Here is a 23,133-nt window from a genome sequence, read left to right on the forward strand (position 1 = left end):
ATCGCGAGCAGAGCGGATCGTGCTCGCAGACGGTTCGGCAAGGTCTGGTATGAAGACTCCCGCCAAGGTGTCCTCCCTCTGCGGTTTCCTGCCCCTCTACTTCCCCCGTGCGTTGGGTGGCCTCGACGACCGCCTCCGGGCCCACCGGCTCGTGCGCGGCATCGGTCGCAGCGACATCACCGTGGTCCGGCGCTCCTCCCGGCTCCAAGCGGGTCTCCTGGTGTTCGAACTGCGGCGCGGCGCGGGGAGCGTGGTGGTCAAACACCCCAGGACCGAGTCCGCGGCCGCCATCACGGCCCGGGAGCGGGAAATCCTGCAGCGGCTCTACGCCGACGAGCGGCTCGACCCCTGGCGTCCACTGCTGCCCCGAGTGGTCGGCCAGCCCGGGCCCTCGGGGACACTCGCCCAGACCACGCTCCCGGGATTCCCGCTGGAGAAACTGATCCGGGACGCCCCTCACGACCCATACCCCGCGGTCGCTCCGGCCCTACGTCTGTGGGCGGATCTGCAGGCCACCACCGGGCGTCGCCGTAGGGCGGCCGAGCGGGCCCTGCCCTGGTGCGAGTCGCAGCTGGCGGTTCTCTCCGCCGGGATCTCCCGTTACGGATCCGGCCGCAGAGCCACGGAATTCGAGGCGCTGCGCCACCGGCTGGACGCGGCCCTGGCCGGCACCGTGCTGACCGAGGGCTGGACCCATGGCGACTACCACCCCGGCAACGTACTGCTCGGAGGGGAACCCCTCCGGGTCACCGGTGTCTTCGACTGGAGCAACGGCCACGCGGACGGGCCCTGCGAGATCGACGCCTACACCTTCGTGCTGGCCCTGCGCAGTGTCCTCACCGGCCGCTCACTGGGTGAACTGGTCGCCGATACGTTGCGCGCCGGCCGGGTGCCGGATGCCGACCGCGACCTGCTGGCTCTCGCCGGGGTGGACCCTGACCGCGGTGCCGGCGATCCGGTGGCGATCCCCCTGCTGACCTGGCTGTGGCATGTCGCGGGCAACCTCCGCAAGTCCCCGAGGTTCGGCCACAGCCACGGGTGGCTCACCGACACGGTCGCGCCCGTCCTGCGGGAGTCCGCCCGTTGGGCCGGTGCCCGGCCATGACGGCACCGGCGCCGCGCGACACGAGGTCGAAGTTTCCGGGGTCCCGAGCCGTGGGCGGTACCGGAGCACGCTGTTGGCAGAGCCCCTTGTGGGCCTGAGAAGGGAGTGACCATGCCCGCGAACATCGGATTCACCGCCCGGCGCAGAACGGCCAAAAACGGGGAGACCAGTGCCCCCCGTCAGCGGCTGCCCACCGTTGTCATCGGTGCCGGCCCCTACGGGCTGGCCACGGCCGCTTGGCTGAGCGCGGCAGGAACACCACGGCGGGTGTTCGGTGACCCCATGGAGTCCTGGCACTCCAACATGCCCGTGGGCATGTATCTGAAGTCGGTACCCGCCGCCTCCGCCATCTCCGCCCCAGAAGCGGGATACCGCCTCGAAGACTTCCGGGCCGCGCGGGGACTCGGATCCGTGGGTGACCTGTACCCCATCCCCATCGACGAGATGATCGCCTACGGACGGTGGTTCCAGGAGCGCCGCGTACCCGAAGTGGAGCGCCAGAGGGTACGAACCGTTCAGGCGGCGGACGGGCTGTTCGGGATCGTCCTGGACTCCGGAGAGGAGTTCCTCGCCGAGAACGTGGTGATGGCCACCGGGCAGGTCCCGTTCGCCCACGAGCCGCCCGAACTGGGCGGTCCCTTCCCCGAGGAGCTGGTCTCCCACACCAGCCGGCACCGTGATCTGACCCGGTTCGCGGGGCAGCGGGTCGCCGTCCTCGGTGCCGGCCAGTCGGCACTGGAGAGCGCCGCGCTGTTGCACGAGGCCGGTGCCCGTCCCACCGTGATCGCCCGCGCCGAGTCCGTCGCGTTCGGCGGCCCGCCGGAGACCGACCGCCTGGCCGACCGGCCACGCCCCGTACGGATCGTCAAGCCGGGTTCGCCGCTCGGACCTGGCTGGTCGCTGCTTGCGTGCAGCTACGGGGGCGAGGCCTACCGCCATCTGCCGGAGAGTCTGCGGATGCGCCTGCTGCACACCGTGCTCGGTCCGTCCGGCGGCTGGTGGCTGCGGCACCGTGTGGACGACCGCTTCCCGGTGCTGTGCCGCCGTACGGTCCGCTCCGCGGAGGTCGCGGACGGCACTCTGCGCCTCGAGCTGCTGGAGGCCGACGGGCGTACGGAGGTGTTGAGCGTCGACCATCTGCTGCTGGCCACGGGATACCGGGTGGACGTCGACCGGCTCGGACTACTGGCGCCCGAACTCCGCAGGCAGGTACGGACGTTCCGCGGTGCCCCGCGGCTGTCGTCCGGGTTCGAGTCCTCCGTGCCCGGACTGTTCTTCACCGGACTGGCCGCGGCACCCACCTTCGGCCCCGTGCTGCGGTTCGTCGCCGGTACCGGATTCGCCGCGCGCAAAGTGGCCGGGTCCGTCGCGGCCGGGACTCGCGCGAAAGCATGACGTCACGAGGCGCGGTGTTCGGTGTCCTCATGCTGCTGCTGGCGTGTGCCTGCGGTTCCACGCCCGGCGCCCCGGCGCCCAAGCCTCCGGTGTCCGGGGACTGGCGACTCGTCTTCCACGACGACTTCGACGGCTCACGACTCGACAAGGACCGCTGGACCACGTGCTACGACTGGAACGAGGACGGCTGCACCATCAGCTCCAACAACGAACTGGAGTGGTACCAGCCCGGTCAGGTCTCCGTGGGCGGGGGAAACCTGACCCTCACCGCCCAACGCCGTGCCATCCGCGGCAGCGACGGGGAGGAATATCCCTGGGTGTCAGGCATGATCTCCACCGGCCGGGACAACTGGTACGCGAAGCCACGAGAGACCTTCACCTACGGCTACTTCGAGGCGGCGATCCGCATCCCGGCGCAGGGCGGGATGGCACCCGCGTTCTGGATGATGCCCGCGAGCCGCTTCACCCCACCCGAGATCGACATCATGGAGTTCCTCGGCACCACGCGTGAGCTCTCCATGTTCGTGCATTGGCGGAACGCGGAGGGCAACAAGAGGAAGCAGCAGGGAACCTTCACAGCGGCCGGTTTCCCCGATGACCATCACGTCTTCGCGGTGCTCTGGGAGAAGGACAAACTGGTCTGGTACGTGGACGGGGTCGAACGGTTCCGGGTGACCGCCTCCGAGCGGATTCCCCACGTGCCCATGGAGGTTCTCATCAACCTGGCCGTCGGTCTTCCTCACGCCCCGCCCTCTGGGACCGTCTCGGCGCGCATGGTCGTGGACTGGGTCCGGGTCTGGCAGCGTTGACGCGCCGTCAGAGCGGCCCGGGCGTCCGCGGCTTCCGGCCCGGGGTCAGGCGGGAAGCCCCCGGTACGGCCGTCCGGTCGCCGCTCTCGCCCGGCGGTACGCCCGCCAGCCACGGGTCCGCAGGCTCTCGGCGAACGGTGCCATGGGGGCGCCCGTACCGCCGGCCCAGAGTGTGAAGCGTTCCCGGCCGGTGTCGGCCCGGACCATGAGCCGGGCGAACCACAGAGGGTCGTCCCCGTCCGAGCTGAAGGCCGAGTCCGCCCGGATGGCGGCGGCCGAGGTCCAGCCGGCCTCCCGCACCAGCGCGCGAACGGCGCGGCTGGAGTAGCCGTGCGGGTAGGCGAACGAGACGACGGGATGCCCGAGCGCGTCCTCGATCTCCCGCTTGCAGCCGGCCACCTCCTCCATCGCCGACTTCCGGGGCAGAGTGTCCAGTTGCGGATGGGTCATGCTGTGTCCGCCGATCTCGACTCCGGCCGCGTCCAGCTCCCTGACCTGGGCCCAGCTGAGCATGTCCACATACGGGAAGGGTCCGCCGCCTGAGGGCCTCCCCGCGGCCCTCAGGGCGCGCGTGGTCACGTACAGAGTGGCGGGAAGTCCCCGTGCGGCGAGCAGCGGAGCCACCGTGAAGGCGAAGTCAGCGTATCCGTCGTCGAAGGTCAGCACCGCGGACCGGGGTGGCAGGGGAGGGCCGCCGAGCTGTGCCGCGACCAGCTGCCGCAGGGGGACCACGTGCATTCCGCTGTCGGCGATCATGTCCAGGTGCTCCACGAACGTGCGTGGAGTCACCGTGAACGGCGCGAGCCACGGCGGTGAGTCGTCGGACACCGCGTGGTAGAGGAAGACGTGTACGGCAGTCATGAGCGAACCGTCTCTCGGGGCTGCAACGAAGTACGGGGACGCCAGGAGAGGCCTTGGGAATCCAGCGGCCTGACCCATCCGACGAGGTAACCGGTGACGGTGGCGCACGTCCCCGCGGACAGTGCCCCGATCGCACGCAGCGCGCCGGGGCGCCGGATCCGGATCAGGTTCCGGGCGAGGGCCCGCGAGATGGCCGACCGCACATACGCGCGCTCGTTGGCCAGCGCCGGCCCGCTGCCGCAGCGTCGGGCCACCAACGCCTTGGACAGCCCCTCCACGTAGCAGCGGTTCCGGAAGTAGGCCCAGCTGGCGCGAGACTCGGGGACCCGGTGCCGTACCTCGGCGGCGGGCTCATACAGCAGCACGGCCTCCGGGTGGTGGGCCGCGATACGCAGGGACAGGTCCGTCTCGTCGCAGCTCGCCACCGGACGGGTGCCCACGCGTCCCAGGGCGTCGAGGAAACCGCCGACGGCGAGCAGTTCCCCTCTGCGGAAGGACATGTTGGCGCCGATGAAGTTGCGGACCGGGGCCGCCCGCTGGGGCTGTCCCCGGTAGGAGCAGCCCACCACCCAGTCGAACTCCGGCGGGAACCACACCGGCCGCCCGGCCACCCACCACGGCCGGACCAGCCCGCCGACGCCCACCACCCGGGGATCGGCGTACGGTGCCAGCAGACGGCCCGTCCATCCCGGTTCGGCGGTCGCGTCGTCGTCGAGGAAGGCCACCACATCGCCGTGGGACACTGCCACCCCGGTGTTGCGCCCCCCGGACAGGCCGCGCCGCCTCTGGTTGGGGACCACCAGGACGTCGGACAGCTCCTGCTCGGCCCGCTCCAGGAGTGCCTGGTTGTGGTCGACCACCAGCACGACCTCGTCGGCGGGAGGGTCCTGGGACTGCACCGACCCGATGGCGGCCCGCAGGTCCTCCCAGCGATCGAGGGTATAGGCACAGATGACGACCGACAGGGTGGGGACGGTGCGTTCGGTGAAGGGTGCGTTGTTCATGATGACCTTTCAGTCATGGGGACGAGCCAGCGGGACCAGCACATGAGCAGGCAGACGGCGATCACGCCCTGGGTGACGAGCCAGGCGACGCCGGCGCCCACGACGCCGAGTTCGGGCAGCAGCAGACGGGTGAGCCCGAGCACCAGGACGCACATGACCACCTGCAGCCCCACCGCCCAGCGCAGGCGCCGCCGTGCCCGGGCCACGTCGATGGCCACGCTCAGCAGAAGGTTCGGCAGCGCGGACAATGCCAGTACCCGCAGCACAGTGCTTCCTTCGGCTGCGTACGCGGCACCGAAGAGCGACAGGATCTGCGGTGCAGCGGCGACCAGGACGACCGTGGTGCCGAGCAGCAGCAGACCCGCGTGGCGCAGTACGCGCAGAGCGTGTTCCACGAGTCGTTCGGGCCCGCGCATCGACTCCGCAAGCAGGGACGTTCCCATGTTGCGGGCGAGCAGGTAGGGCACGTAGGCGACATTCCAGGCCACCGAGAAGTAGGCGCTCTGCTCGGCACCGAGGATGTTCAGCACGATCAGCGGGGGAATGGTGTACGCGGCCATCCGGAACAGGGAGCCGACCCAGTCCGCCGCGGCATACCTGAGCAGGCGGGGCGGTTTTGGCATGGTCTTCGTTTCCCGCTCGTGCCGGGGAATGGCCCTGCCCATCAGGAGGAAGTTGGCCACGATCAGCGAGACCACGAGAGCTCCCGCCCACGAGAGCAGGATCCCGGAGAAGAGGCCCAGGGCGGCGCAGAGAGCCAGCAGCACCATCTTCGTGACGGCGAATATCACGTTCTCGCCCACGACCCAGCCTGGGCGGCGGACCGCGGTGAGGGCGCCGTCCTGCAGAACGAAGACGGCGTAACCGGCGGTTGCCACCACGAAGCAGCCCGCGGTGACCGGTGTCAGCAGGAATTCGAGCCTGGGTGCGACCACCGGCACCATCGCCAGGAAGGCCACGGCCACCACCAGGCTGAAGGACGTGCTCGCCGCATAGCACGTGAGGACCAGGCGGCGGGTGCGGCGACCGGCGGACGGCACGAACCGCACCAGGAAGTCGTTCAGGTTGAGCTGCCCGATGCCCGTGAGCAGCAAGGATGCCGAGAGAGCCGAGTAGCTCAGGCCGACGGTGCGCTCGTCGTACCAGCGCGTCGCGAAAATCCAGAAGAAGAAGCCGAGACCCGAGTTGATGAGGGAACTGACCGCAAGGACGTGCCCGGTGCGCAGTACGGGTTCACCGGGGAGCGCGGCGGCGACGCCGGCGCGCAGCACGGCGGAGGGGGAGCGTCGTCGCATACCCGTCGCACTCGCAGTCGAGTCGGTTACCGAACTGGTGTCCAAGCCGCTCACCTCAACCTTGTCGGTTGCCTGCACCGACGCCGGTGAGACGTCCGCGGAGATAGCCGCAGGGGCCGTAGACCATCCCTCGCACTTCCAGAAGCGCCAGGCGCCTGGACCAGTCGGCCTCGGGATCGGCGCTGCGGTCGCGCGATCTGGTCATGGCGTAGCGGATGCCGCGGGGCAGCCGCCGCAGCAGGGCGGGCAGCCTCCGGGGGTTCTTCAGCAGCGCGCCGGTGAGATAGGCACCGAGTCCGGCGCCATAGCCGAACACCTGGCCGGCCACGGCGTCCCACGTGCGGCGGTGACAGTGCCAGACGATGGCACTCGGCTGGTAGGAGAGCTTGTGACCGGCCGTCAGGACCTCGAAGAAGGCGAGCAGGTCGTCGCCGCCCCGGCCCGGGGTCCCGGCACCGGTCGCGATGTCGAAGCCGCCGAGGGAGCGGAGCACCTCGGTACGGAAGGCCATGTTGGCACCGGAGCCGAAGCGTCCCGCGGTGAAGGGGAACAGCGGGTCCGTCGGCGGATCGAACAGCGACCAGGTACGCGGTACGTACCCCTTCGCGAAACCGCCCTGCCGCTCCAGGACGGTCTGGGCCGGGGTCTCCAGTTCGGCGGGCACGATCAGCCCGGTGACACAGCCGATCCGCGCGTCGTGCGTGAAGGTCTCGGCCAGGGCCGACAGCCATCGAGGGTCTACGAGCGTGTCGTCGTCCGTGAAGGCGACGACGGAGCCGCGTGCCCGGGCGAGCCCCAGGTTGTGGGCGCGGGCCAGCCCGGCGACGGGTTCGCGGACGTACCGAACCTGCCCCGCGAAAGTTTCGCGGACCAGGGCTTCGGTCGCACCGTCGGCCGGGGCGTTGTCGACCACGATGATCTCGAACTCGGGGTACTCCGACCGCAGGAGCGAGCGCAGACAGCAGCGCAGTTGCTCCGACCGGTCACGGGTGGCCACGACCACGCTGATGAAGGGTGCCTTGTGGAGTACGTGGCGCCGCTCACCCCCGTCGGTGCCACCGTCCGGTGTTCCGGTCCGCTCCACGGCGCGGTGCCGGGCGAGCTGACCGGCCAGTTCCACGTAGGCGGCATTGGCCACCGCCCGCCAGAGACCCGCGGGGCCGGAGGTGTCCGCGGCGCTGACCATGCCCAAGGGAAGGCCGTGTAGTCGTACGAGGGCCCGAACCTGTCCCTGCGGGCGGACCGGCCCCCGGTCGCCGGGCAGCCGGAACTCGCCTGGACGGGCCAGGTCGATGTCGACCACCGGCACCGGGGGCCGGACGGGGGCGGAGCGCACCGGGACGGAGTTCACGATGCGCTCCTCTCGCCCCGGGCCGTGGAGGACCGTGCACCCGGCCGTTCCGAGAGCAGGGTGCGCAGCACCCGGCGCCCGTCGGATATGGCATGGAGATTGGAGCGACCGTTGCGCCGGGGCAGTTCCAGACTGGGGACCTCGGCGATGCGCAGACCGGAGCGCAAGGCGTGCGCGATCATCTCGGCCTCGATCTCGAAGCCGGCGGCATGCAGGTCGAGTTGGTCCAGGAAGCTGCGCCGGAAGGCACAGAAGCCGTAGCACAGATCGGTCAGGGAAGCATGGTAGAGCCGGTTGGTGGCGGCCAGGAGCACATGGTTACCCATCCGCCGGATGGGGGTGATGTCGAGGGAGCCGCCGCCCGCGACGAATCTCGAGCCCTTGACGAAGTCGTAGCCGTGCTCCAGGAAGTGAAGGAAGTGGGGGATTTCGGCCGGCGACATACTGCCGTCGGCATCCATCATCACCACGTAGTCGCCCTTCGCCTCAAGGAAGCCGGTACGCAGGGCGTTGCCCTTGCCGGGGCCGCTCTGCCTCACGTTGCGCACGGTCGGCAGGCAGTGCTGCGCCATGGGGACCGTGGCGTCGCTGGACTCGCCGTCGACGAGGATGACCTCGTCCACACAGGCCGGGATCTGCTCGAAGACCCACGGTATGTTCCGCGCCTCGTTGCGGGCCGGGACGACCAGGCTCACGATGGCGGGCGGCCGGGCCTTTTCCTCGTTGCTGATGATCGGGTCGTTGTACATGATCACGTTTCTCCGAGTGTCTACGGCATATGTTTACGACGTATATGTACACTTTTACCCGTTTCTCAAACAACGTCAAGTGGGGGCAACGGGATATTTCAGGCAACCCGGATGTCGGGGACGGATGACGCGGACACACGCCGGCTCGGTCCCTGCCGGACAGGCAGGGACCGAGCCGGCGTTTCGGGTTGCGCAGGAGTGCTGCGACGCCTCAGGTGGACCGGTGCGGCGCCTGAGCGAGACCGCCGTGGCGCCTCACTCCGAGGCGCGCGGTTGGGGCCGATCGGCGGCAGCCGCCGGCGCACCCGCGTCCCTGGCGGCACGCGGCGCCCTGTGGCGTCCACGGCGCTTGGGAGTGAGGGCCAGAACAGATGTGGCGACGGCGAGGGCGAGCAGCGCCCGGGTAACGGTGAACGTGTCGCTCAGATACAAGGTCTCGGCGACGAGTACCCCCAGTGACAGGCTGAGCACAAGGGTCAGAACGCCCGCCTCCAGAACAGCCGCCCGGTCCCTGGCGTACGCCGGGGCGGACCGGGCCCACCGGGACGCCGCCAGGCCGGGGCAGACGAGCAGGAACACCGTCGTGGCCGCGACGAGCGGGACGCCCGCGTCCGGCAGGTAGGTGGCTACCGCCAGGACCGCCCAGCCGGACAGCGCCAGTGCCCAGCGCAGGGGGGTCATGACCCGTCTCCGCTCTTCCCGCCCTGATACCGGTAGACCACCGCGTCCTTGCTGCGGTACACGGGGATGTAGCCCCAGGTCTTCGACAGGGTCGAGTCCATGCGCTGCATGGTGTCTGCCGGCAGGACCCCCCTGAGGTAGGTGTCGGCGGCCTGAGCCCGGCTGAGGATGATGTAGGCGGGCCGTGCAGGGGTAGCCCGCTGGACGAACCCCTCCAGGCCTGCCACCGGGTCTCTCACCAGACGCCGCCGGTCGCTGATGTCCTGCTGGTCCAACTGCACCCGTTGGTTTTCGTCATAGCGCAGGTACAGTCCGGGCACGGCCGAGGTGAGGGAGACGATCGTGGACCCGGGAGGAGCGGTGGCCGCGACGAAGCGCCCTGCAGCGACCTCACTCTTCGTGAAGTAGTCCGCCGCTTCCTTGCCGTAATAGCCGAAGACAAGCCCCCCGAGCAGAGCGAGCAGCAGCGGGAAGACGGCAATGGCGCGAAGGCGTGGACGCTTGCTCCACTTGAAGAGCAGGGCCGCGATCAGGAAAGCGGCCGAAGGCAGTGCGAACAGATAGGCGCGGAAGATCATCTCTCCCCCGTAGGCGTTCGCTGTCAGGACCGGCAGCGGAGCCAGGACGAGCAGGGCCAGGCCTGTGCGGCGGACCCACGGGCGGACCAGGAAGGCGGCGGCCGCCAGCAGGAACACGCCGGCCGACAGACTCCGGTCGACCCAGGACACCACGACATGGCCTGGTGCCGCGGCACCCAGCGCGGCCAGCCCGGAGACGACGTTGCTGTCGGGTTGCAGCAGCGCGTCCAGGAAGCTGCTCACGTTGTCCGAGATGTAGGGCCGGGCGACGGTGGCGTCCCAGGCCACGGTGAGGAGCAGCGCACTGGCCAGGGGAGGCAGCACCACGCGCCTGTTGCGGCGCGGAATCGACAGCATCACCAACGCGCTGAGCAGCATCAGCGGGGTGAGCGGGTGCGAGGAGACGATGACGAACTGAACCAGCACGACCAGCATGAACCGGCCGACGGGCCATCGGTCTGTGCGGATGCCGCCCGGACGATACAGCACGGAGGTGGGCAACTGTCCCATGACCAGGGCGATCACCGTCACGAAGAGCAGGAACGCGAAGGCCTGGGGGGCGAAGTAGTCCTGGCCCACCCAGGAACACGAGTAGTAGATCCACGCTCCGCCCCAGACCAGTCGGCGGTCACGCGTGACCGTCCGATAGAGCAGCAGCAGAGGGGCGAGCAGCAAGGCGTTGAAGACGGGCGGGGTCCAGGTCGCGTAGCCGAGGGCCGAGTCCAGGCCGGCGGACTGGACGAAGAGCGCGTTGAGGTCGAAGAATCCCGGCCACTGGTTGTAGAGGTCCAGCTTCTCCGCGTGAGGCACTTCACCGCGGTTGCGGATCACCGCGTCCACGACAGCGACGTGCTTCCACGCCCAGCTGTAGCGCAGTGTCGGGTAGAGCAGCGTGGGGGTCGCGTGGATGACCGCGATCAGCCCCAGGACGTAGCCCGTGAACCAGCCACCGGCGGTCCGTCGGTCGGTCAGCACCAGGCAGAAGCCGAAGGTGAGCAGGCCGAGGGCGACCCAGAAGAGCACCGGCAGCACCTGCAGCAGGCCGTAGTCGCGCATCTCGCCGAGTTCCACATGACGCAGAGACAGCAGCCACAGTGCGAGGGCCACAGGGAGTACGAAGCGCGCCGTCCACTGGCGTGCCGTCGTGCTGTTCGAGCGGCGCCGGTCGGCGGCCGAGCCTGGCCACCGTGCTACGGCGCTGGTGAAGGACGCGACGCGCCCGCTCGTCAGCGTCTGGAGCTTGCCCATGAAGACCTCTCCCCGGGAACCGGTGCTCCAACGGCGTTCCGCCACCAAGGGCTTCGGCCGTGGTGGGGCCTCACCACCCGCCTCGCCCCTGGCGGACACCGACCGAGCGAGGGCGTGCTCGTGACGCCGGAGGCCCACTCCTGAGCCGGACCCGCTCCCCTCCCAGCATGGTCGGCAGGCATGTTCAGGCGACTCATGTGCTGCCTCCCGTATCCGGCCTGTCCATCGGTCTCCCATCCCAGCGAACGGCCGATGAGTGACACCGGTTGACGGCACTCCGTCCGCCGGTGCGCAGCAGCGGCGCATTTCAAGCAATATGGGGTATTAGTACTGATTGTGACGGTACTGCCGATCGCTGCAAATGACAGCTCGGAGTGGCACGGAAGCTGCGCGTCGGAACGGTTCCCGGAGGGAGAACGGTGAAGTCACTGGCGAGGAGCCCACGACCGGGGCCGGGACGTCTCATGGCGAGGGGGCTCGTCGCGTGGGCGGCCGTGATGGCGATGCTCCTGGCGACAGCCGGCTGTGACCATTCATCGGCTCAGGCCGGAATCCCCCGTCCGGACCACATCGTCGTGGTGATCGAGGAGAACCGGGGGTACAACGACATCATCGGAAACCCGGATGCCCCGTACCTCAACGAACTGACCCGACAGGGTGCCTCACTCACCCAGTTCTACGCCATCACCCATCCGAGTCAGCCCAATTACCTGGCGCTCTTTTCGGGATCCACCCAGGGAGTGGGCGACAATTCCTGCCCGCACACCCTCACGGCCCGCAATCTCGGCTCTCAACTCCTGCAGGCTGACCTGACCTTCGTCGGCTACGCGCAGAGCATGCCCCATGTCGGCTTCACCGGCTGCACCAGCGGTGCGTACGTCCGCCGGCACAACCCCTGGGTGAACTTCAGCAGCCTTCCCGCCTCCGTGAACCGTCCGTGGACCGACTTTCCGCGTGACTTCACGGATCTGCCAACAGTTGCGTTCGTCATCCCGGACCTGGAGCACGACATGCACGACGGCAGCGTGCGGCAGGCAGACACCTGGCTGCGGGACAGCCTCGGCGACTACGCGAACTGGGCGAGGACTCACAACAGTCTGCTCGTGGTCACCTGGGACGAGGACGAATCGGGAGGCGACCAACCCAACCGCATTCCCACCATTCTCGTCGGCGAGCACGTCCAGCCGGGCAACCATGACCAGCCGAACAATCTGTACGGTCTGCTCCGCACCCTGCTGGACGCATATGACCTGAAGCCGCTGGGACACAGCGCCGATGCAGACGCCGTTGACGTGTGGCCGAATGACTGAGAGGATGGAACGTCAGGCGTCCTGAAAGCGGATGACGCGTTTGACGGCTGCCCGCAGCCCGCGCTCGGCCGCCGAGACGGGAAGCCGTTCACGAAGGTAGCGCGGGGAGGAGAAGTTCTCCGCTCCGAACCCCTCCTTGAACGAGGCGAGGGAGGACCCAGGGCTGGACTCGCCCATGTCGAACGTCCGGCAGCCCTCGGCGCACGCCTCCTCGATCGCCAGCCGGTACAGCTGGGGAATCGCACGGACCGGATGGGCCAGTTTCCGATCCATCGCAGCGCGCCACAACTTGGCGTGACGACCGTGGCGCAGGACCACGAGCGCCCCGGCGGGCTCTCCGCCGCTCCAGGCCATCCAGATCGCGCATCCCTCGCCGAACCGGGCAGCCACCGCTTCCAGCCTGCGCATGGGGAACGCCCGCGTCCTGCGCCAGCGGGCCAGCGCCAGCGGCTCGTGCTGCTGTTCGGCCCAGCGCACGATCGACTTCCGGTACAAGTCGTAGAAGACAGGGACGAGCCGGCCGGTACGGTCCACCTCGGCCTCTACGTCCGAGCGCTCGGCCCGGCGGACCTGGCGCCGCACATGAGATCTGAAGCGGCGCTCCCAGACGGTGCCGAAGCCACCGTCGAGATCCACCATCTGTGTCATGTGGGGCTCGGACTGGAAGCCCGCGGGTGCGGCATTCGCCCACAGGGCTTGGTCCGCCGGCCGGAATCGCACCCCGACCCGAAGGGCACTCCGCCGCGCGAGGTCGTCGAAGACCGCGCGTGCCTCCGCCGGGCTCACGCCTCCCGGGCACACCGGCCCCCCAATGCCCCAGTCGGCCGGCCAGGACTCCTCCATGTCCAGGCGCTGCGGGCGGTGCTTCCTGGCGACGAGGGGGAACACGAGCCGACGGCCTCCCTCGAACTCGTAGAGGCGGCTGACGTCCCGGTACGGCCCCGTGTCGCACAGACAGTCCAGCCAAGCCGGAGTCTGGGTCACATGGGTGTCCGCGTCCTCGCCGGCCAGTTCCCACCAGACGTGACGTGGCGCCGGAGTGGTGACGTGTGCGAGACCCGCCGGGGTGTTCATCAGGAGCACAGCAGGTGCGTTCACGGGCCTTCTCCTGCCGGGCGTGCGGGCCCCGCAAGGACGACGCTCGCGGACCGAGGACCCACGCCCCCACGTCCGATGCTAGGCGGGGCGGGCGGGCCGGGCATCTCGGCCCGGTATCCGGCGGCGTCGCGGAACGGCGAGTGCCGTCACGGGCTCCCGCCTGCGGCCACGCCGTCAAGCACGGGAATGACGTTGTCCGCGATCCATCGGTGGCTGCGTCCGTAGCGGCTCGACTTCGTCACGTTTCCGGCCACGTGCCACAGCCATGTCAGCAGGGTGAGCGCCGTCTCCCGTTCGCCGTCGACCGGGGGCCCCTCCCCATCGGCCGCCTGCGCCCCCACCTCGCCGAGCAGCCACCGGTCCTCCGGCAGCAGGGACGCCCGTCGCACCACATCGGCGACGATCCGTCCGAGTTTCAGCGCGTCGCGCTGGTGCCGCATGGTCAGCACGAAGGTGTAGCAGTCGACGACTGAAGGGCCCTCAGGCACGGCACCCGCCCAGTCGATCACTCCTAGTGGCGCTCCGTGCCGGCGCCCGAGCAGCACGTTCCCGGGATGGAAGTCGCCGTGCGTCCACGCAATCGTCAGTCTGCGTCCGGTCAGTGCGCGCACCAGGCGGTCACGCAGCACACACAATGCCTCCGCGCCCCTGCCATGGCGGCACCAACGGACCTCTTCGGCGAGGGCGGCCAGCCGAGGATCGATCCAACCGCCCAGGTAAGCGGTGACGTCCACGGTTGTTCCGGTAGCCCGGTGCAGTTCGCGGATCACGCCGAGCGCGGAAACCGCCATCCGATTCGCAAGCTGCGGGCGGACGCGCAACAGCATGTCCCCTTCGAGGCCGGGCAGGCACCGCTCCACCACGCAGGGCAGCGGGGCGTGCAAACGGCACTCCTCCACCACCGGCAGGAGGTGCCGCCATGCTCCAAGACGCTCGTCCCGTTCCAGCCGCCGCACGGCTTCGCATTCCTGCGCGAGCGATGCGATCGCGCGGGGGCTTCGGGGGTGCTTGACCACGACGGGGGGCAGGCTGTCGCCGTCGAGTCGGAACACCAGGAGGTCGGAGAGCGTCCGCCGGGTCCCGCTGAGACCGCCGTACAGAGCGCTCTTCCCGCAAAGATCACCCGCGAGCCGTCGGACTGTCAGGAAATCCACGGGGCGGGTCAGTGGACCGAAAGGACGCATCGGCAGCCTTCCGCGCAGTTCCGCTGTCAGGGTCATCCGGTGTCCTCTCGGGCCAGAGCTATTTCGCTGTCGCCGACACCCGCCCACCGGGCGGGTGGATCTCTCCGATCTCCAGCTGTGTCGAGATCCTGGACGAGCCTATGTCCAGCCGTGTATGTTTACATCGTAAACGGGCGGTCAGGTGTTCGCCAGCCGGTGAACGGAACGGGAGACAGGACGATGGAGAAAGCGTCAGGGGCTGACCCGGCCCGGCGCGCCAGCGACCACGGGCGGTATGGCAGGCTCAGTCGGGAACGCATGTTGGCCGCTGCTCTGGATCTGGTCGACCGTGAAGGGCTCTCGACGCTGAGCATGCGCCGACTCGGCGCCGAGCTCGGCGTGGAGGCGATGGCGCTCTACCGATACGCGGCGAGCAAGGATGACCTTCTGGACGGCCTGGTCGAGGCCCTTTACCTGGAGCTCGAGGAACGCCTGAGCGCGGATCCCGAAGCCGCCACCGAGGGCGCGTGGCGCTCCGAGCTCCACCGCATAGCGCGGGCGATGTACGAGGTCTGCCTCGCACATCCGCAGGCGGTCCCACTGCTGGCCACGCGCATGCTGGCGGTCCCGCTGGCGCGACGGCCGCTCGCCGTCCTGCGGGACCACGAGCGGGTGCTCGCCCTACTCAGGCAGGCCGGTCTGGACGAGGCCCGCGCCTCCGCCGTCTTCCGGGCGTTCACCGCCTGGCTCCTCGGCTACGTGTCCGTGGAACTGCGCCCCACGGTGGACAACCCCGAGGAGACCGATCCCGCGTTCCGTCTCGGCCTCCACCGCCTGTCACCCCAGGAGCTGCCCATGCTGCGGGAGACGGCCGCCGCCCTCGCCGAGCCGGGTGGACAGGAGGAGCTGGCAACCGGACTGGACGCGCTGCTCGATCGGTTGGCGGGAACAGAAGCCTGACGGTCCTCAGCGCTGAGTGCGCCGCGTCCACCCGGGGCCGCGGCGCCGCGGTCCGTTCCAGATCCACCACCTTGAGTTTCTCCTGCAGTTGCGCCACTGCCGACGCCCCGACCAGCGGGATCAACTGATGGTGGGTATGCGGCGCGGCCCTCGGATGCAGGAAGCTCGTGGTCCTGTGATCACCTGGACGGCCTGTCCGTCACGAAGGTCGAGCGGCTCGTGGACGGCACCCGACAGGCGCACCTGATGACCATGGACGTAGCCGCGCGGGCCCACCCCGGCTGCGGAGTATTCGTCTTACGCGCCAACGGCTTTGCAGACCCGCCCCGCGTGATTCAGCGAACAGGTGAGCCTCCTTCCACGGCCGTCCAGGCCGCCTGGGACCTGCACCTGTTCTGGCCCACGGTGATGGACTACTTCCGCAGTACCGGAGGGGTCGTGGGCCTGTTTCGGTAGCCGCCCCCGTCGAGCGGGTCCACCCGCTCCCGCCGACGCCCGTCCGCCATACGGCAGGGATCGCGCAGCCCTGCCTCGTACAGTTCGCGGATGGTGGCCACGGGGATCGAACCGCGTATTACGGCGCTGAGCGGATGCATCAGCGCCAGCAGCCGGCACACGGCCCGCGGGGTCGTCTTCTTGAGTCGGATGCCCGCATCCTCGGTGAACGTCCTTCCCGCGCGACGAGCTCCCGTAGCAGGTGCGCCTGACGACTCATGGCTTGTGCGGTTCGTCGCCGAGCGCGATCAACCGGTGTTGCCCACGACCGGTTTCCTCGGGCTCGTTCTCCACGTCGGCCTCCGTGGTGACCGTGTCCACGACCTTGTACATCACCCGCGGGTCGCCACATTTGACTCGACGTCAAGGTATCGCAGGCTCAAATCCCGTGGCCCCGACAGAGTGAAGGGTCTTCGCAGCTCGTAGCTGTGAAGACCCTTCTTCGTGCGGGTCCGGCCCGACGGGATTCCTTGCAGGGTCACCCATGGGCACTGCCCGACCGCCCCTTCCAGGCCGCGGCCCGTCCACGCCGCGGTGCGGGCCGACCCCCGGAGCGCCCTGCAGACAGCCACCCAGGTGCGGCCCGACTGGAACGGCTCTTCCTGCCGCACCCCTCACCCTCACGTCCGAATCCTCATCACTTTATCCCATTTTTCACCTCAAATGGGACGAGCGGGAATTCGCTATGGCGCACATCACAAGAAAGGTCCAATTCTCTCAACCTTCCCTCGGCACATACGCATTTGAGAGCACAACGCCATAGCAACCGGCCCTTGAGATGCGCACGGTGGTTGCGCACCGGAATTGGCTCGCGCAAAGTCCACTCCGTTCGGGGCACTCCCGACGCGACCCACTGCCGGACACGCGGGGGGAAAGGTCCACCACCACATGCGCATGACCAAAGGAAACAGACGCCGTCCCCGGCTCACCTTGGCCCACAAGTTGTCGCCGTTCATAGTTGCCGCCGCGATCATTGCCGCCGCCACCACGGCGCAGGCAACCCAGTCGACATCGACGTCGACCGGTGTGATCGTCGATTCCCTGTCGGTCACGGCGGCGGCCGGCGGACAATTCACGGCCACCGCCACACTCCATTCCAACCGCCCTACGAAGGTGCAGGAGCTAGAGGTCGCTGCACGCTCGACGAACGGTTCGACCTATGACTTTCCTGGTGCGCGCACGGCGAGGCTGAGCGCCTCCGAGACGACCTACACCTCGGGCAGCCGCACGTTCCCTGCGGGCACGTACACCTATTTCGTTGCGTACAAGGTGCAGGGCACGTGGCGCAGCCTCGCCCCGGTGAAGAGTTTCACGTCCGGCGGCACGAGTTCGAGCCCCACTACACCTTCGCCCACGCCCACGCCTACACCCACTCCCACGCCTACACCCACTCCCACGCCTACGACGACGCCGACACCAATCCAGCCCGCGCCAACCAGCGCGGACGCCCCGCTGGGTATGCCCGGCACCTGGCGTAAGGTTTTCGGCGACGAGTTCAGCGGCACCACGCTCGATTCCACCCACTGGAATCCGAACTGGCTTGGCTGCCCCACCTGCATCACGAAGCCGGTCAACTCGGCCGAGATCGGCGCCTATGCCCCGTCCCAGGTCAGCGTCAGCGGTGGCTCGCTGCACCTCACGGCCATCCAGCAGCAGACCACGGCGAACAACGGCACGACCTACCCGTACCGCTCGGGCCTGGTCGAGAGCAACGGCAAGGCCCAGTTCACCTACGGCGCCTTCGAGGCCAGGATCTACTCGCCGGCCTCCGGCACTCAGATCGCCAACTGGCCCGCATTCTGGACCGATGGGCAGAACTGGCCGGCCGACGGTGAAATGGACGTCATGGAAGGGCTGAGCGGACAGGCGTGCTATCACTTCCATTCCAACGCGGGTGGCCCTGGCGGCTGCGCCTCCGGCAATTTCACTGGATGGCACACCTACGGCGCTGAATGGAAAGCGGGTTCGGTCACCTACTACTACGACGGAAAGCAGGTCGGACAGATCACCACGGGAATCACGTCACAGCCGATGTACCTGATTCTCAACAACGGGGTCAGCGATCAGCACGGCGGGCCGAGGCTGACTCCCGCCGACATGATGGTCGACTACGTGAGGGTCTGGCAGCACTGAGCCTGCCGAATCAGGTGGGCGTCGCGGGCTCTCCCCTAGGCCCGTGACGCCCACTCGCCGCAGCGATTTGCGGTGTGCTGACGGTCGCCCGCCTTCCAGGGTCTTTACCACTCCCAACTGATATGCGTGGGTGATGTCCGCGCAACTTCCGGGAGGGGGCGGGCTGCAGAAAGAGCACGCGTCTTTCGTCGTCGGAATCCGTCTGGTCCAGCACAGCCACCTGCCCTCGCGAACTGCCCGGCGCCCTCTTCCCCGATGGCAGCCTGAGCGGCGCCGACGCTGAACTGCTGAGCCCTCCGGGCCGACGCCGTCTGACTTTTGCCGCCTTGCCGCCGCTACCCAACCGGCCCGTACGGGCCGGACAATCTTCCGGCGCTCAGGCCCCCGAACCGCGTCTGACGGCTGTGCGAACACGGCGGCGCCGCCTTTCCTCCAGCACGGCAACCTCCCCCGAGCTCTTCCGGCAGATACTCATCGACGTTTACGCCGACGTCGGCCCCCGGTTGAGGACCGCTACGGCGATTCGAAAAACGCGGCCCGGTTCTTGCCCGCGGTTTTGGCTCGGTACAGGGCGGTGTCGGCGTCCCGCAGCGCTTCTGCCGGCGTGGTCGGCCTGGTGATGCTCCGTGCTCCGATGCTTGTTGTCACGTGGACCGAATGGTCGTGGTCGAGGGTGAAGGAGTCTTTGAAGGAGTCGAGGATCCGGGTGGTGTAGTCGTGCAGTGTGCTCGCGGCCACGCCTTCCACGAGGAGTGCGAATTCGTCCCCGCCGATCCTGGCAACGATGTCCTGCTCGCGAACCCTGCTCGTCAGCCGCCGTGCGACGTCGACCAGCAGTTCGTCGCCGGCCGGGTGCCCCAGCGTGTCGTTGACGTCCTTGAAGCCGTCGAGATCGAGCATCAGCAGTCCGACGGAGAAAGAGGCGGAGCACCGGCCGAGAGCAGACGTGAGGCGATCGTTCAGCAGCGCTCGATTGGCCAGACCGGTCAACGGGTCGTGGGTCGCCTGATGGCTCAGCTGCTTCTGGAGCTCTGCCTGCTCTCGCAGTGATGCCGCGAGGTCGTGGGCCTGCATCCGCGCTTCGGCGGCCCTGAGCTGGGCGTACTGGGCCAGGAACGCGACGCGCAGCACCAGCAGCAGCGACAGGCTCGCCATCAGACCGACGATCACCGTGACGTTCACGGGCTCGTCCCGGATGCCACCGACATCGGCCAGCACGATCAGGGGTCCCATCAGGATGAGCCCGACCAGGACCGACAGTCGCCGCCGGGGCAGCCTCTCCTGGTCCTGCGCCGACTGTGCCGTCTGGGCGACGGACGAGTGCAGCGCCGCCGCCCCCAGCAGGAGGGACGAGACCATCCACCCCACCTCGGACACGTCCTCCGCGATCGCGGTCCCGGTCGACGCCGACGTTCCGTAGTAGAGGCCGTCGGCAACGAGCAGGACCACCAGCCATCCGATGCACAGGAGAAACGACGGTGTGCGCATGCCGGTGGTGAGCATCAGCCGCGCGGCCACGGACAACAGCACCAGGTCGGTGACGGGATAGGCGATGGACACCGCGAGCGGCCACGCGGACAGCTCGCTGCGCAGGTAGGGGGCGATGATGAACGCCCACGACAGAATGCCGAACCCCAGCGTGATGATTCCCGCGTCCAGCAGCCCCGCCCAGTGCAGGCGGCCTGACTGCTGCCGGGCCAGCGTCACCAGGCCCGCGGTGAACAACAGGTAGCTGCCCAGGTAGAGCATGTCGGCAACGCCCGGGAACGGAACGTCGGCGTCGCGGACCTGGTACAGGCCCCAGATCGTGTCCGCGGCCGCGTACGGCGCCATGCCCGCCGCGAGGAGGCACCACGGAAGGACCGATGGGGGCCTGTTCCTGGTCACCCCCACCGCGATCGCGAAGACGACGGAGGCGGAGATCAGTGCGGCCAGCATGAAGCGCGCCGGTGAGGAGGTGACCAGATAGGTGACGATCACCGCGGTCCCTGCTGCCGCGTACGCCCAGGCCGGCGCATCGCGGCAGGACGGCGACAGCACTTGGACCTTGCCCACAGGCTCTCCTTCACTCCTCCGGCCCGCACGCCTCCGGGCGCCGGTACACTGCGGCTCCTCATCCAGATTCGTGGCCGGGAGGGTGGGAGCGGAGCGCCTCAAGAGTGCGACAGGTACGGTCGAGTTCGACCTGGAGGCGGGGAGCGACATCGGCCAGTGAGGTCGGGTCCCCGGCCCGCGCGTGCTCTTCCAGCTCCTGGCAGCAGACGGCGAGGCCCTCGGCTCCCATGTTGCCGGCAGCGCCTTTGAAGCTGTGTGCCAGATCTGCGATCTCCGCGGTGTCGTGGCGGTCCAGTGCGTGGAAGAGTGCGCTGGTCATCTCGGGTGCCCGGGTGAGGAAGTGGTCCACCAGCCGGTCCACCAGTTCGTGCTCGGCCGGGGTGCCGTCGCCGCGTAGTTCGTTCAGCCGATCCTCGATGGAGGCGCGGAGGTCCTCCTTGTCCGCCTGTGGGTGGGTGGGAGGGACCCATCGGGCGAGTGCCTGTTCCAGCTGGTCGGCGGTGACGGGTTTGGAGACGTAGTCGTCCATGCCCGCGGCCAGGCACCGTTCCCGATCCTCGGCCAGGGCACCTGCGGTCATGGCGATCACCGGCAGGTGACCGCCGTTGTCCCGTTCCCGGCGGCGCAGTTCCCGGGTGGCGCTGAAGCCGTCCATCCGGGGCATGCGGCAGTCCATCAGCACGGCCTGGTAGTCGTGTGCCTCGGCCATGCTCAGCGCTTCGATGCCGTCGGCGGCGGTGTCCGTGCTGTAGCCGAGGCGGGTGAGCATGCCCTGGGCGACCATCTGGTTGATCTCGTTGTCCTCGACCAGCAGGAGACGGCCCCGGTGGGCGGGCTGGGGCGTGGTGGGGACCTGCGCTGCCGGAGCCGCCGTGGCCACCGGCGGTGTCCGGCTGGTGAGTTCGACCAGGGCGTCCAGGAGCTCGGACTGGTGGACGGGCTTGGGTAGGCTGCGGTCGATGCCTGCCGCCTGCAGCTCGGCGTCGGGCAGTCGGGGGCCGGAGGTGAGCAGCAGCAGGCGCACGTGCGCGAAGTTCTGGTCGATGGTGATCCGGCGGGCGAGTTCCATGCCGTCCATTTCAGGCATGTACATGTCCAGCAGGACCAGGGCAAAGGGACGACCCGCGGCCGCTGCCTCGTGCAGGGCCACCAGGGCCTCGGGGCCACCGGTGACCACGGTCGGCTGGATGTGCCATCTGCGCAGCTGTGTGTCGAGGATGAGCCGGTTGGTGTCGTTGTCGTCGACGACCAGGACCCGCAGCCCGCGAAGGGCGTCGGGGTACAGAGGGGCCGTGGGCTGTTCGGGGGTGTCAGGTGCGCGTACAGGGACGGTGAAGAAGAAGGTGCTGCCCTGGCCGGGCCGGCTGGTGAGGCCGATGGATCCTCCCATGGCCTCGGTGAGCCTGCGGCAGATGGCCAGGCCCAGACCGGTGCCTCCGTAGCGGCGGGTGGTGGAGGCATCGGCCTGGGAGAAAGCGTCGAACATCCGATCCTGATCGGCCGCGGCGATGCCGATGCCGGTGTCTGCCACCTCGAACCGCAGCCACGGCGCCTGATCGGCGGGCGGCCGGGACGGGGCTGGGCAGGCACGGAGCAGGACCTCGCCGGATTCGGTGAACTTCACCGCGTTGGACGCCAGGTTGAGCAGGATCTGCCGCAGTCGGCCGGAGTCTCCGAGCACCATCGCGGGCAGGTCGGGATGACAGTCGCTGAGCAGTTCCAGGCCCCGGGCCTGGTCGGTCTGCGCTACGAGCGAGACGACCTCCTCCACCAGCACCTGTGGGCTGAAAGCGACCTCGTCCAGTTCCAGCTTGCCCGCTTCCAGCTTGGAGAAGTCCAGGATGTCGTTGATCAGCGACAGCAGTGCCGTGCCGGCTGCCTGGATGCCCTCCGTGTAACGGCGCTGCTCGGCATCCAGTTCGGTGCCCAGCAGCAGGTCGCTCAGCCCGATGACGCCGTTCATGGGGGTGCGGATCTCGTGACTCATGGAGGCGACGAACTGCGACTTCGCCTGGGAAGCGGCGATCGCCTGGTCGCGGGCCTCCGCCAGGGCGGCCTCGGTGTGCTTGCGCTCGCTGATGTCCCGGATGAAGGCGTTGAAGCAGCGCGCCTTCGCCGACTTCAGCCGCCACACCGCCAGTTCGACGGGGATCTCGTGGCCGTCATGGTGGAGGGCGGTGAGCTCGATCTGACGGCCCAGCACATGAGCCTCCCCGCCGGCCAGCACCCGCTGCAGACCGGCCCTGTGTTCGGCGCGGTACCGCTCAGGAATGATCGTCTCTGTCAGCGGACGGCCCATCGCCTCGCGGTGGCTGAACCCGAACAGCCTCTCGGCGCTCAGGTTCCAGCCGATGACCAGGCCGTCCTCGTCGATGGAGACGAAGGCATCCCGGGCGGTCTCGATGACCGAACGCGCCTGATCCTGCAACAGCCGCAGCGCTTGCTCCCTGCGCCGCTGGCCCTCCGCCTCACGGATGAACCCGCGCACTTCGAACGGCTCGCCGGCGGGGTCCCGCACCACCCAGGACGTCGTCTCCGTCCACATCCAGTGCCTGTCGGCATGCCGCAGACGCAAACACACCGCCACCCGGCCGTCGCGGAGCAGATCCCGCTCCGCCCACTCGAATTCCTCCACATCGCCCGGATGGACCCAGGACTCCACCGACGTGCCCACGATCTCCTCGACCGGCCGACCGAGCATTGCCTGCCCCCCGGCGGACACCTCTCGGTAGACGCCGTCCATCGTCCGGCGGAAGACCATGTCCGGAGAGTTCTTCAGCAGCAGCCGAAACCGCTCCTCGTCGTCGGCCGCATATTGCGCTCGGGTGGGTCCGGGTTCCATC

At 68.9% G+C, this 23,133-nt stretch carries 17 protein-coding genes; 6 read left to right on the forward strand and 11 right to left on the reverse strand.

Annotated elements, in window-relative coordinates:
* Nucleotides 1-49 precede the first annotated feature (49 nt).
* From AB0D34_RS18235 to AB0D34_RS18245, 3 genes are all read left to right on the forward strand, one after another.
* Nucleotides 50-1,105: a phosphotransferase gene (locus AB0D34_RS18235; RefSeq protein ID WP_362662640.1), complete on the forward strand. Its 1,056-nt coding sequence runs from the start codon at nucleotides 50-52 to the stop codon at nucleotides 1,103-1,105.
* A gap of 111 nt (nucleotides 1,106-1,216) precedes the next feature.
* Nucleotides 1,217-2,500, forward strand: a complete 1,284-nt coding sequence (locus tag AB0D34_RS18240) for an NAD(P)-binding domain-containing protein (protein ID WP_362662642.1) — start codon at nucleotides 1,217-1,219, stop codon at nucleotides 2,498-2,500.
* A complete protein-coding gene (locus AB0D34_RS18245) occupies nucleotides 2,497-3,309 on the forward strand; it encodes a glycoside hydrolase family 16 protein (RefSeq protein WP_362662644.1) in 813 nt (270 codons plus the stop codon). Before AB0D34_RS18240 ends, AB0D34_RS18245 begins: the two co-directional genes overlap by 4 nt.
* Nucleotides 3,310-3,354: 45 nt before the next feature.
* Here the strand turns inward: AB0D34_RS18245 and AB0D34_RS18250 are convergent, their stop codons facing one another.
* From AB0D34_RS18250 to AB0D34_RS18280, 7 genes are all read right to left on the reverse strand, one after another.
* Nucleotides 3,355-4,170: a polysaccharide deacetylase family protein gene (locus tag AB0D34_RS18250; RefSeq protein ID WP_362662646.1), complete on the reverse strand. Its 816-nt coding sequence runs from the start codon at nucleotides 4,168-4,170 to the stop codon at nucleotides 3,355-3,357.
* On the reverse strand, nucleotides 4,167-5,174 hold the full coding sequence (locus tag AB0D34_RS18255) for a glycosyltransferase family 2 protein (RefSeq protein ID WP_362662647.1): 1,008 nt from the start codon (nucleotides 5,172-5,174) through the stop codon (nucleotides 4,167-4,169). Before AB0D34_RS18255 ends, AB0D34_RS18250 begins: the two co-directional genes overlap by 4 nt.
* Nucleotides 5,171-6,469, reverse strand: a complete 1,299-nt coding sequence (locus tag AB0D34_RS18260; protein WP_362662649.1) for a hypothetical protein — start codon at nucleotides 6,467-6,469, stop codon at nucleotides 5,171-5,173. The genes AB0D34_RS18255 and AB0D34_RS18260 overlap by 4 nt, the downstream gene beginning before the upstream one ends.
* Before the next feature lie 55 nt (nucleotides 6,470-6,524).
* Nucleotides 6,525-7,820 carry a glycosyltransferase gene (locus AB0D34_RS18265; protein WP_362662650.1) on the reverse strand — a complete coding sequence of 432 codons (1,296 nt, stop codon included), beginning with the start codon at nucleotides 7,818-7,820 and terminating at the stop codon, nucleotides 6,525-6,527.
* Entirely contained in the window at nucleotides 7,817-8,569 is a 753-nt protein-coding gene (locus AB0D34_RS18270; RefSeq protein ID WP_362662652.1) for a glycosyltransferase family 2 protein, read from the reverse strand. Before AB0D34_RS18270 ends, AB0D34_RS18265 begins: the two co-directional genes overlap by 4 nt.
* A gap of 255 nt (nucleotides 8,570-8,824) precedes the next feature.
* Nucleotides 8,825-9,250 (reverse strand): hypothetical protein, encoded by a 426-nt coding sequence (locus AB0D34_RS18275; RefSeq protein ID WP_362662654.1) that lies wholly within the window; start codon nucleotides 9,248-9,250, stop codon nucleotides 8,825-8,827.
* Complete coding sequence (locus AB0D34_RS18280) at nucleotides 9,247-11,076, reverse strand: glycosyltransferase (protein ID WP_362662656.1); 1,830 nt, start codon at nucleotides 11,074-11,076, stop codon at nucleotides 9,247-9,249. Before AB0D34_RS18280 ends, AB0D34_RS18275 begins: the two co-directional genes overlap by 4 nt.
* A gap of 464 nt (nucleotides 11,077-11,540) precedes the next feature.
* Here AB0D34_RS18280 and AB0D34_RS18285 point away from each other — a divergent pair, with 464 nt between their 5' ends.
* Nucleotides 11,541-12,386: an alkaline phosphatase family protein gene (locus tag AB0D34_RS18285; protein WP_362662658.1), complete on the forward strand. Its 846-nt coding sequence runs from the start codon at nucleotides 11,541-11,543 to the stop codon at nucleotides 12,384-12,386.
* A 12-nt stretch (nucleotides 12,387-12,398) separates the two neighbouring features.
* Here the strand turns inward: AB0D34_RS18285 and AB0D34_RS18290 are convergent, their stop codons facing one another.
* Together AB0D34_RS18290 and AB0D34_RS18295 are read right to left on the reverse strand one after the other, a co-directional pair.
* Entirely contained in the window at nucleotides 12,399-13,484 is a 1,086-nt protein-coding gene (locus AB0D34_RS18290) for a GNAT family N-acetyltransferase (RefSeq protein ID WP_362662659.1), read from the reverse strand.
* Nucleotides 13,485-13,630: 146 nt separating this feature from the next.
* Nucleotides 13,631-14,704 carry a phosphotransferase gene (locus tag AB0D34_RS18295; RefSeq protein ID WP_362662661.1) on the reverse strand — a complete coding sequence of 358 codons (1,074 nt, stop codon included), beginning with the start codon at nucleotides 14,702-14,704 and terminating at the stop codon, nucleotides 13,631-13,633.
* A gap of 261 nt (nucleotides 14,705-14,965) precedes the next feature.
* Between AB0D34_RS18295 and AB0D34_RS18300 the strand changes: the two genes are divergently transcribed.
* Together AB0D34_RS18300 and AB0D34_RS18305 are read left to right on the forward strand one after the other, a co-directional pair.
* Nucleotides 14,966-15,607 (forward strand): TetR/AcrR family transcriptional regulator, encoded by a 642-nt coding sequence (locus AB0D34_RS18300; RefSeq protein WP_362662663.1) that lies wholly within the window; start codon nucleotides 14,966-14,968, stop codon nucleotides 15,605-15,607.
* 1,383 nt (nucleotides 15,608-16,990) lie between these two features.
* Nucleotides 16,991-18,235, forward strand: a complete 1,245-nt coding sequence (locus AB0D34_RS18305; protein ID WP_362662665.1) for a glycoside hydrolase family 16 protein — start codon at nucleotides 16,991-16,993, stop codon at nucleotides 18,233-18,235.
* A gap of 513 nt (nucleotides 18,236-18,748) precedes the next feature.
* Here the strand turns inward: AB0D34_RS18305 and AB0D34_RS18310 are convergent.
* Together AB0D34_RS18310 and AB0D34_RS18315 are read right to left on the reverse strand one after the other, a co-directional pair.
* Nucleotides 18,749-20,290 (reverse strand): GGDEF domain-containing protein, encoded by a 1,542-nt coding sequence (locus AB0D34_RS18310; RefSeq protein WP_362662667.1) that lies wholly within the window; start codon nucleotides 20,288-20,290, stop codon nucleotides 18,749-18,751.
* 58 nt (nucleotides 20,291-20,348) lie between these two features.
* Nucleotides 20,349-23,132 carry a response regulator gene (locus AB0D34_RS18315; protein WP_362662668.1) on the reverse strand — a complete coding sequence of 928 codons (2,784 nt, stop codon included), beginning with the start codon at nucleotides 23,130-23,132 and terminating at the stop codon, nucleotides 20,349-20,351.
* Nucleotide 23,133 lies beyond the last annotated feature (1 nt).

This window comes from Streptomyces sp. NPDC048420 (assembly GCF_040651535.1).
Lineage (GTDB): Bacteria > Actinomycetota > Actinomycetes > Streptomycetales > Streptomycetaceae > Streptomyces.

Bases quoted from the DNA above. Each gene is read 5' to 3' on its own strand.
- AB0D34_RS18305 (WP_362662665.1), top strand. From the start codon at position 16,991: ATGCGCATGACCAAAGGAAACAGACGCCGTCCCCGGCTCACCTTGGCC.
- AB0D34_RS18240 (WP_362662642.1), top strand. From the start codon at position 1,217: ATGCCCGCGAACATCGGATTCACCGCCCGGCGCAGAACGGCCAAAAAC.
- AB0D34_RS18295 (WP_362662661.1), bottom strand. From the start codon at position 14,704: ATGACCCTGACAGCGGAACTGCGCGGAAGGCTGCCGATGCGTCCTTTC.
- AB0D34_RS18280 (WP_362662656.1), bottom strand. From the start codon at position 11,076: ATGGGCAAGCTCCAGACGCTGACGAGCGGGCGCGTCGCGTCCTTCACC.
- AB0D34_RS18260 (WP_362662649.1), bottom strand. From the start codon at position 6,469: ATGCGACGACGCTCCCCCTCCGCCGTGCTGCGCGCCGGCGTCGCCGCC.
- AB0D34_RS18275 (WP_362662654.1), bottom strand. From the start codon at position 9,250: ATGACCCCCCTGCGCTGGGCACTGGCGCTGTCCGGCTGGGCGGTCCTG.
- AB0D34_RS18315 (WP_362662668.1), bottom strand. From the start codon at position 23,132: ATGGAACCCGGACCCACCCGAGCGCAATATGCGGCCGACGACGAGGAG.
- AB0D34_RS18235 (WP_362662640.1), top strand. From the start codon at position 50: ATGAAGACTCCCGCCAAGGTGTCCTCCCTCTGCGGTTTCCTGCCCCTC.
- AB0D34_RS18270 (WP_362662652.1), bottom strand. From the start codon at position 8,569: ATGTACAACGACCCGATCATCAGCAACGAGGAAAAGGCCCGGCCGCCC.
- AB0D34_RS18255 (WP_362662647.1), bottom strand. From the start codon at position 5,174: ATGAACAACGCACCCTTCACCGAACGCACCGTCCCCACCCTGTCGGTC.
- AB0D34_RS18245 (WP_362662644.1), top strand. From the start codon at position 2,497: ATGACGTCACGAGGCGCGGTGTTCGGTGTCCTCATGCTGCTGCTGGCG.
- AB0D34_RS18300 (WP_362662663.1), top strand. From the start codon at position 14,966: ATGTTGGCCGCTGCTCTGGATCTGGTCGACCGTGAAGGGCTCTCGACG.
- AB0D34_RS18250 (WP_362662646.1), bottom strand. From the start codon at position 4,170: ATGACTGCCGTACACGTCTTCCTCTACCACGCGGTGTCCGACGACTCA.
- AB0D34_RS18285 (WP_362662658.1), top strand. From the start codon at position 11,541: ATGGCGAGGGGGCTCGTCGCGTGGGCGGCCGTGATGGCGATGCTCCTG.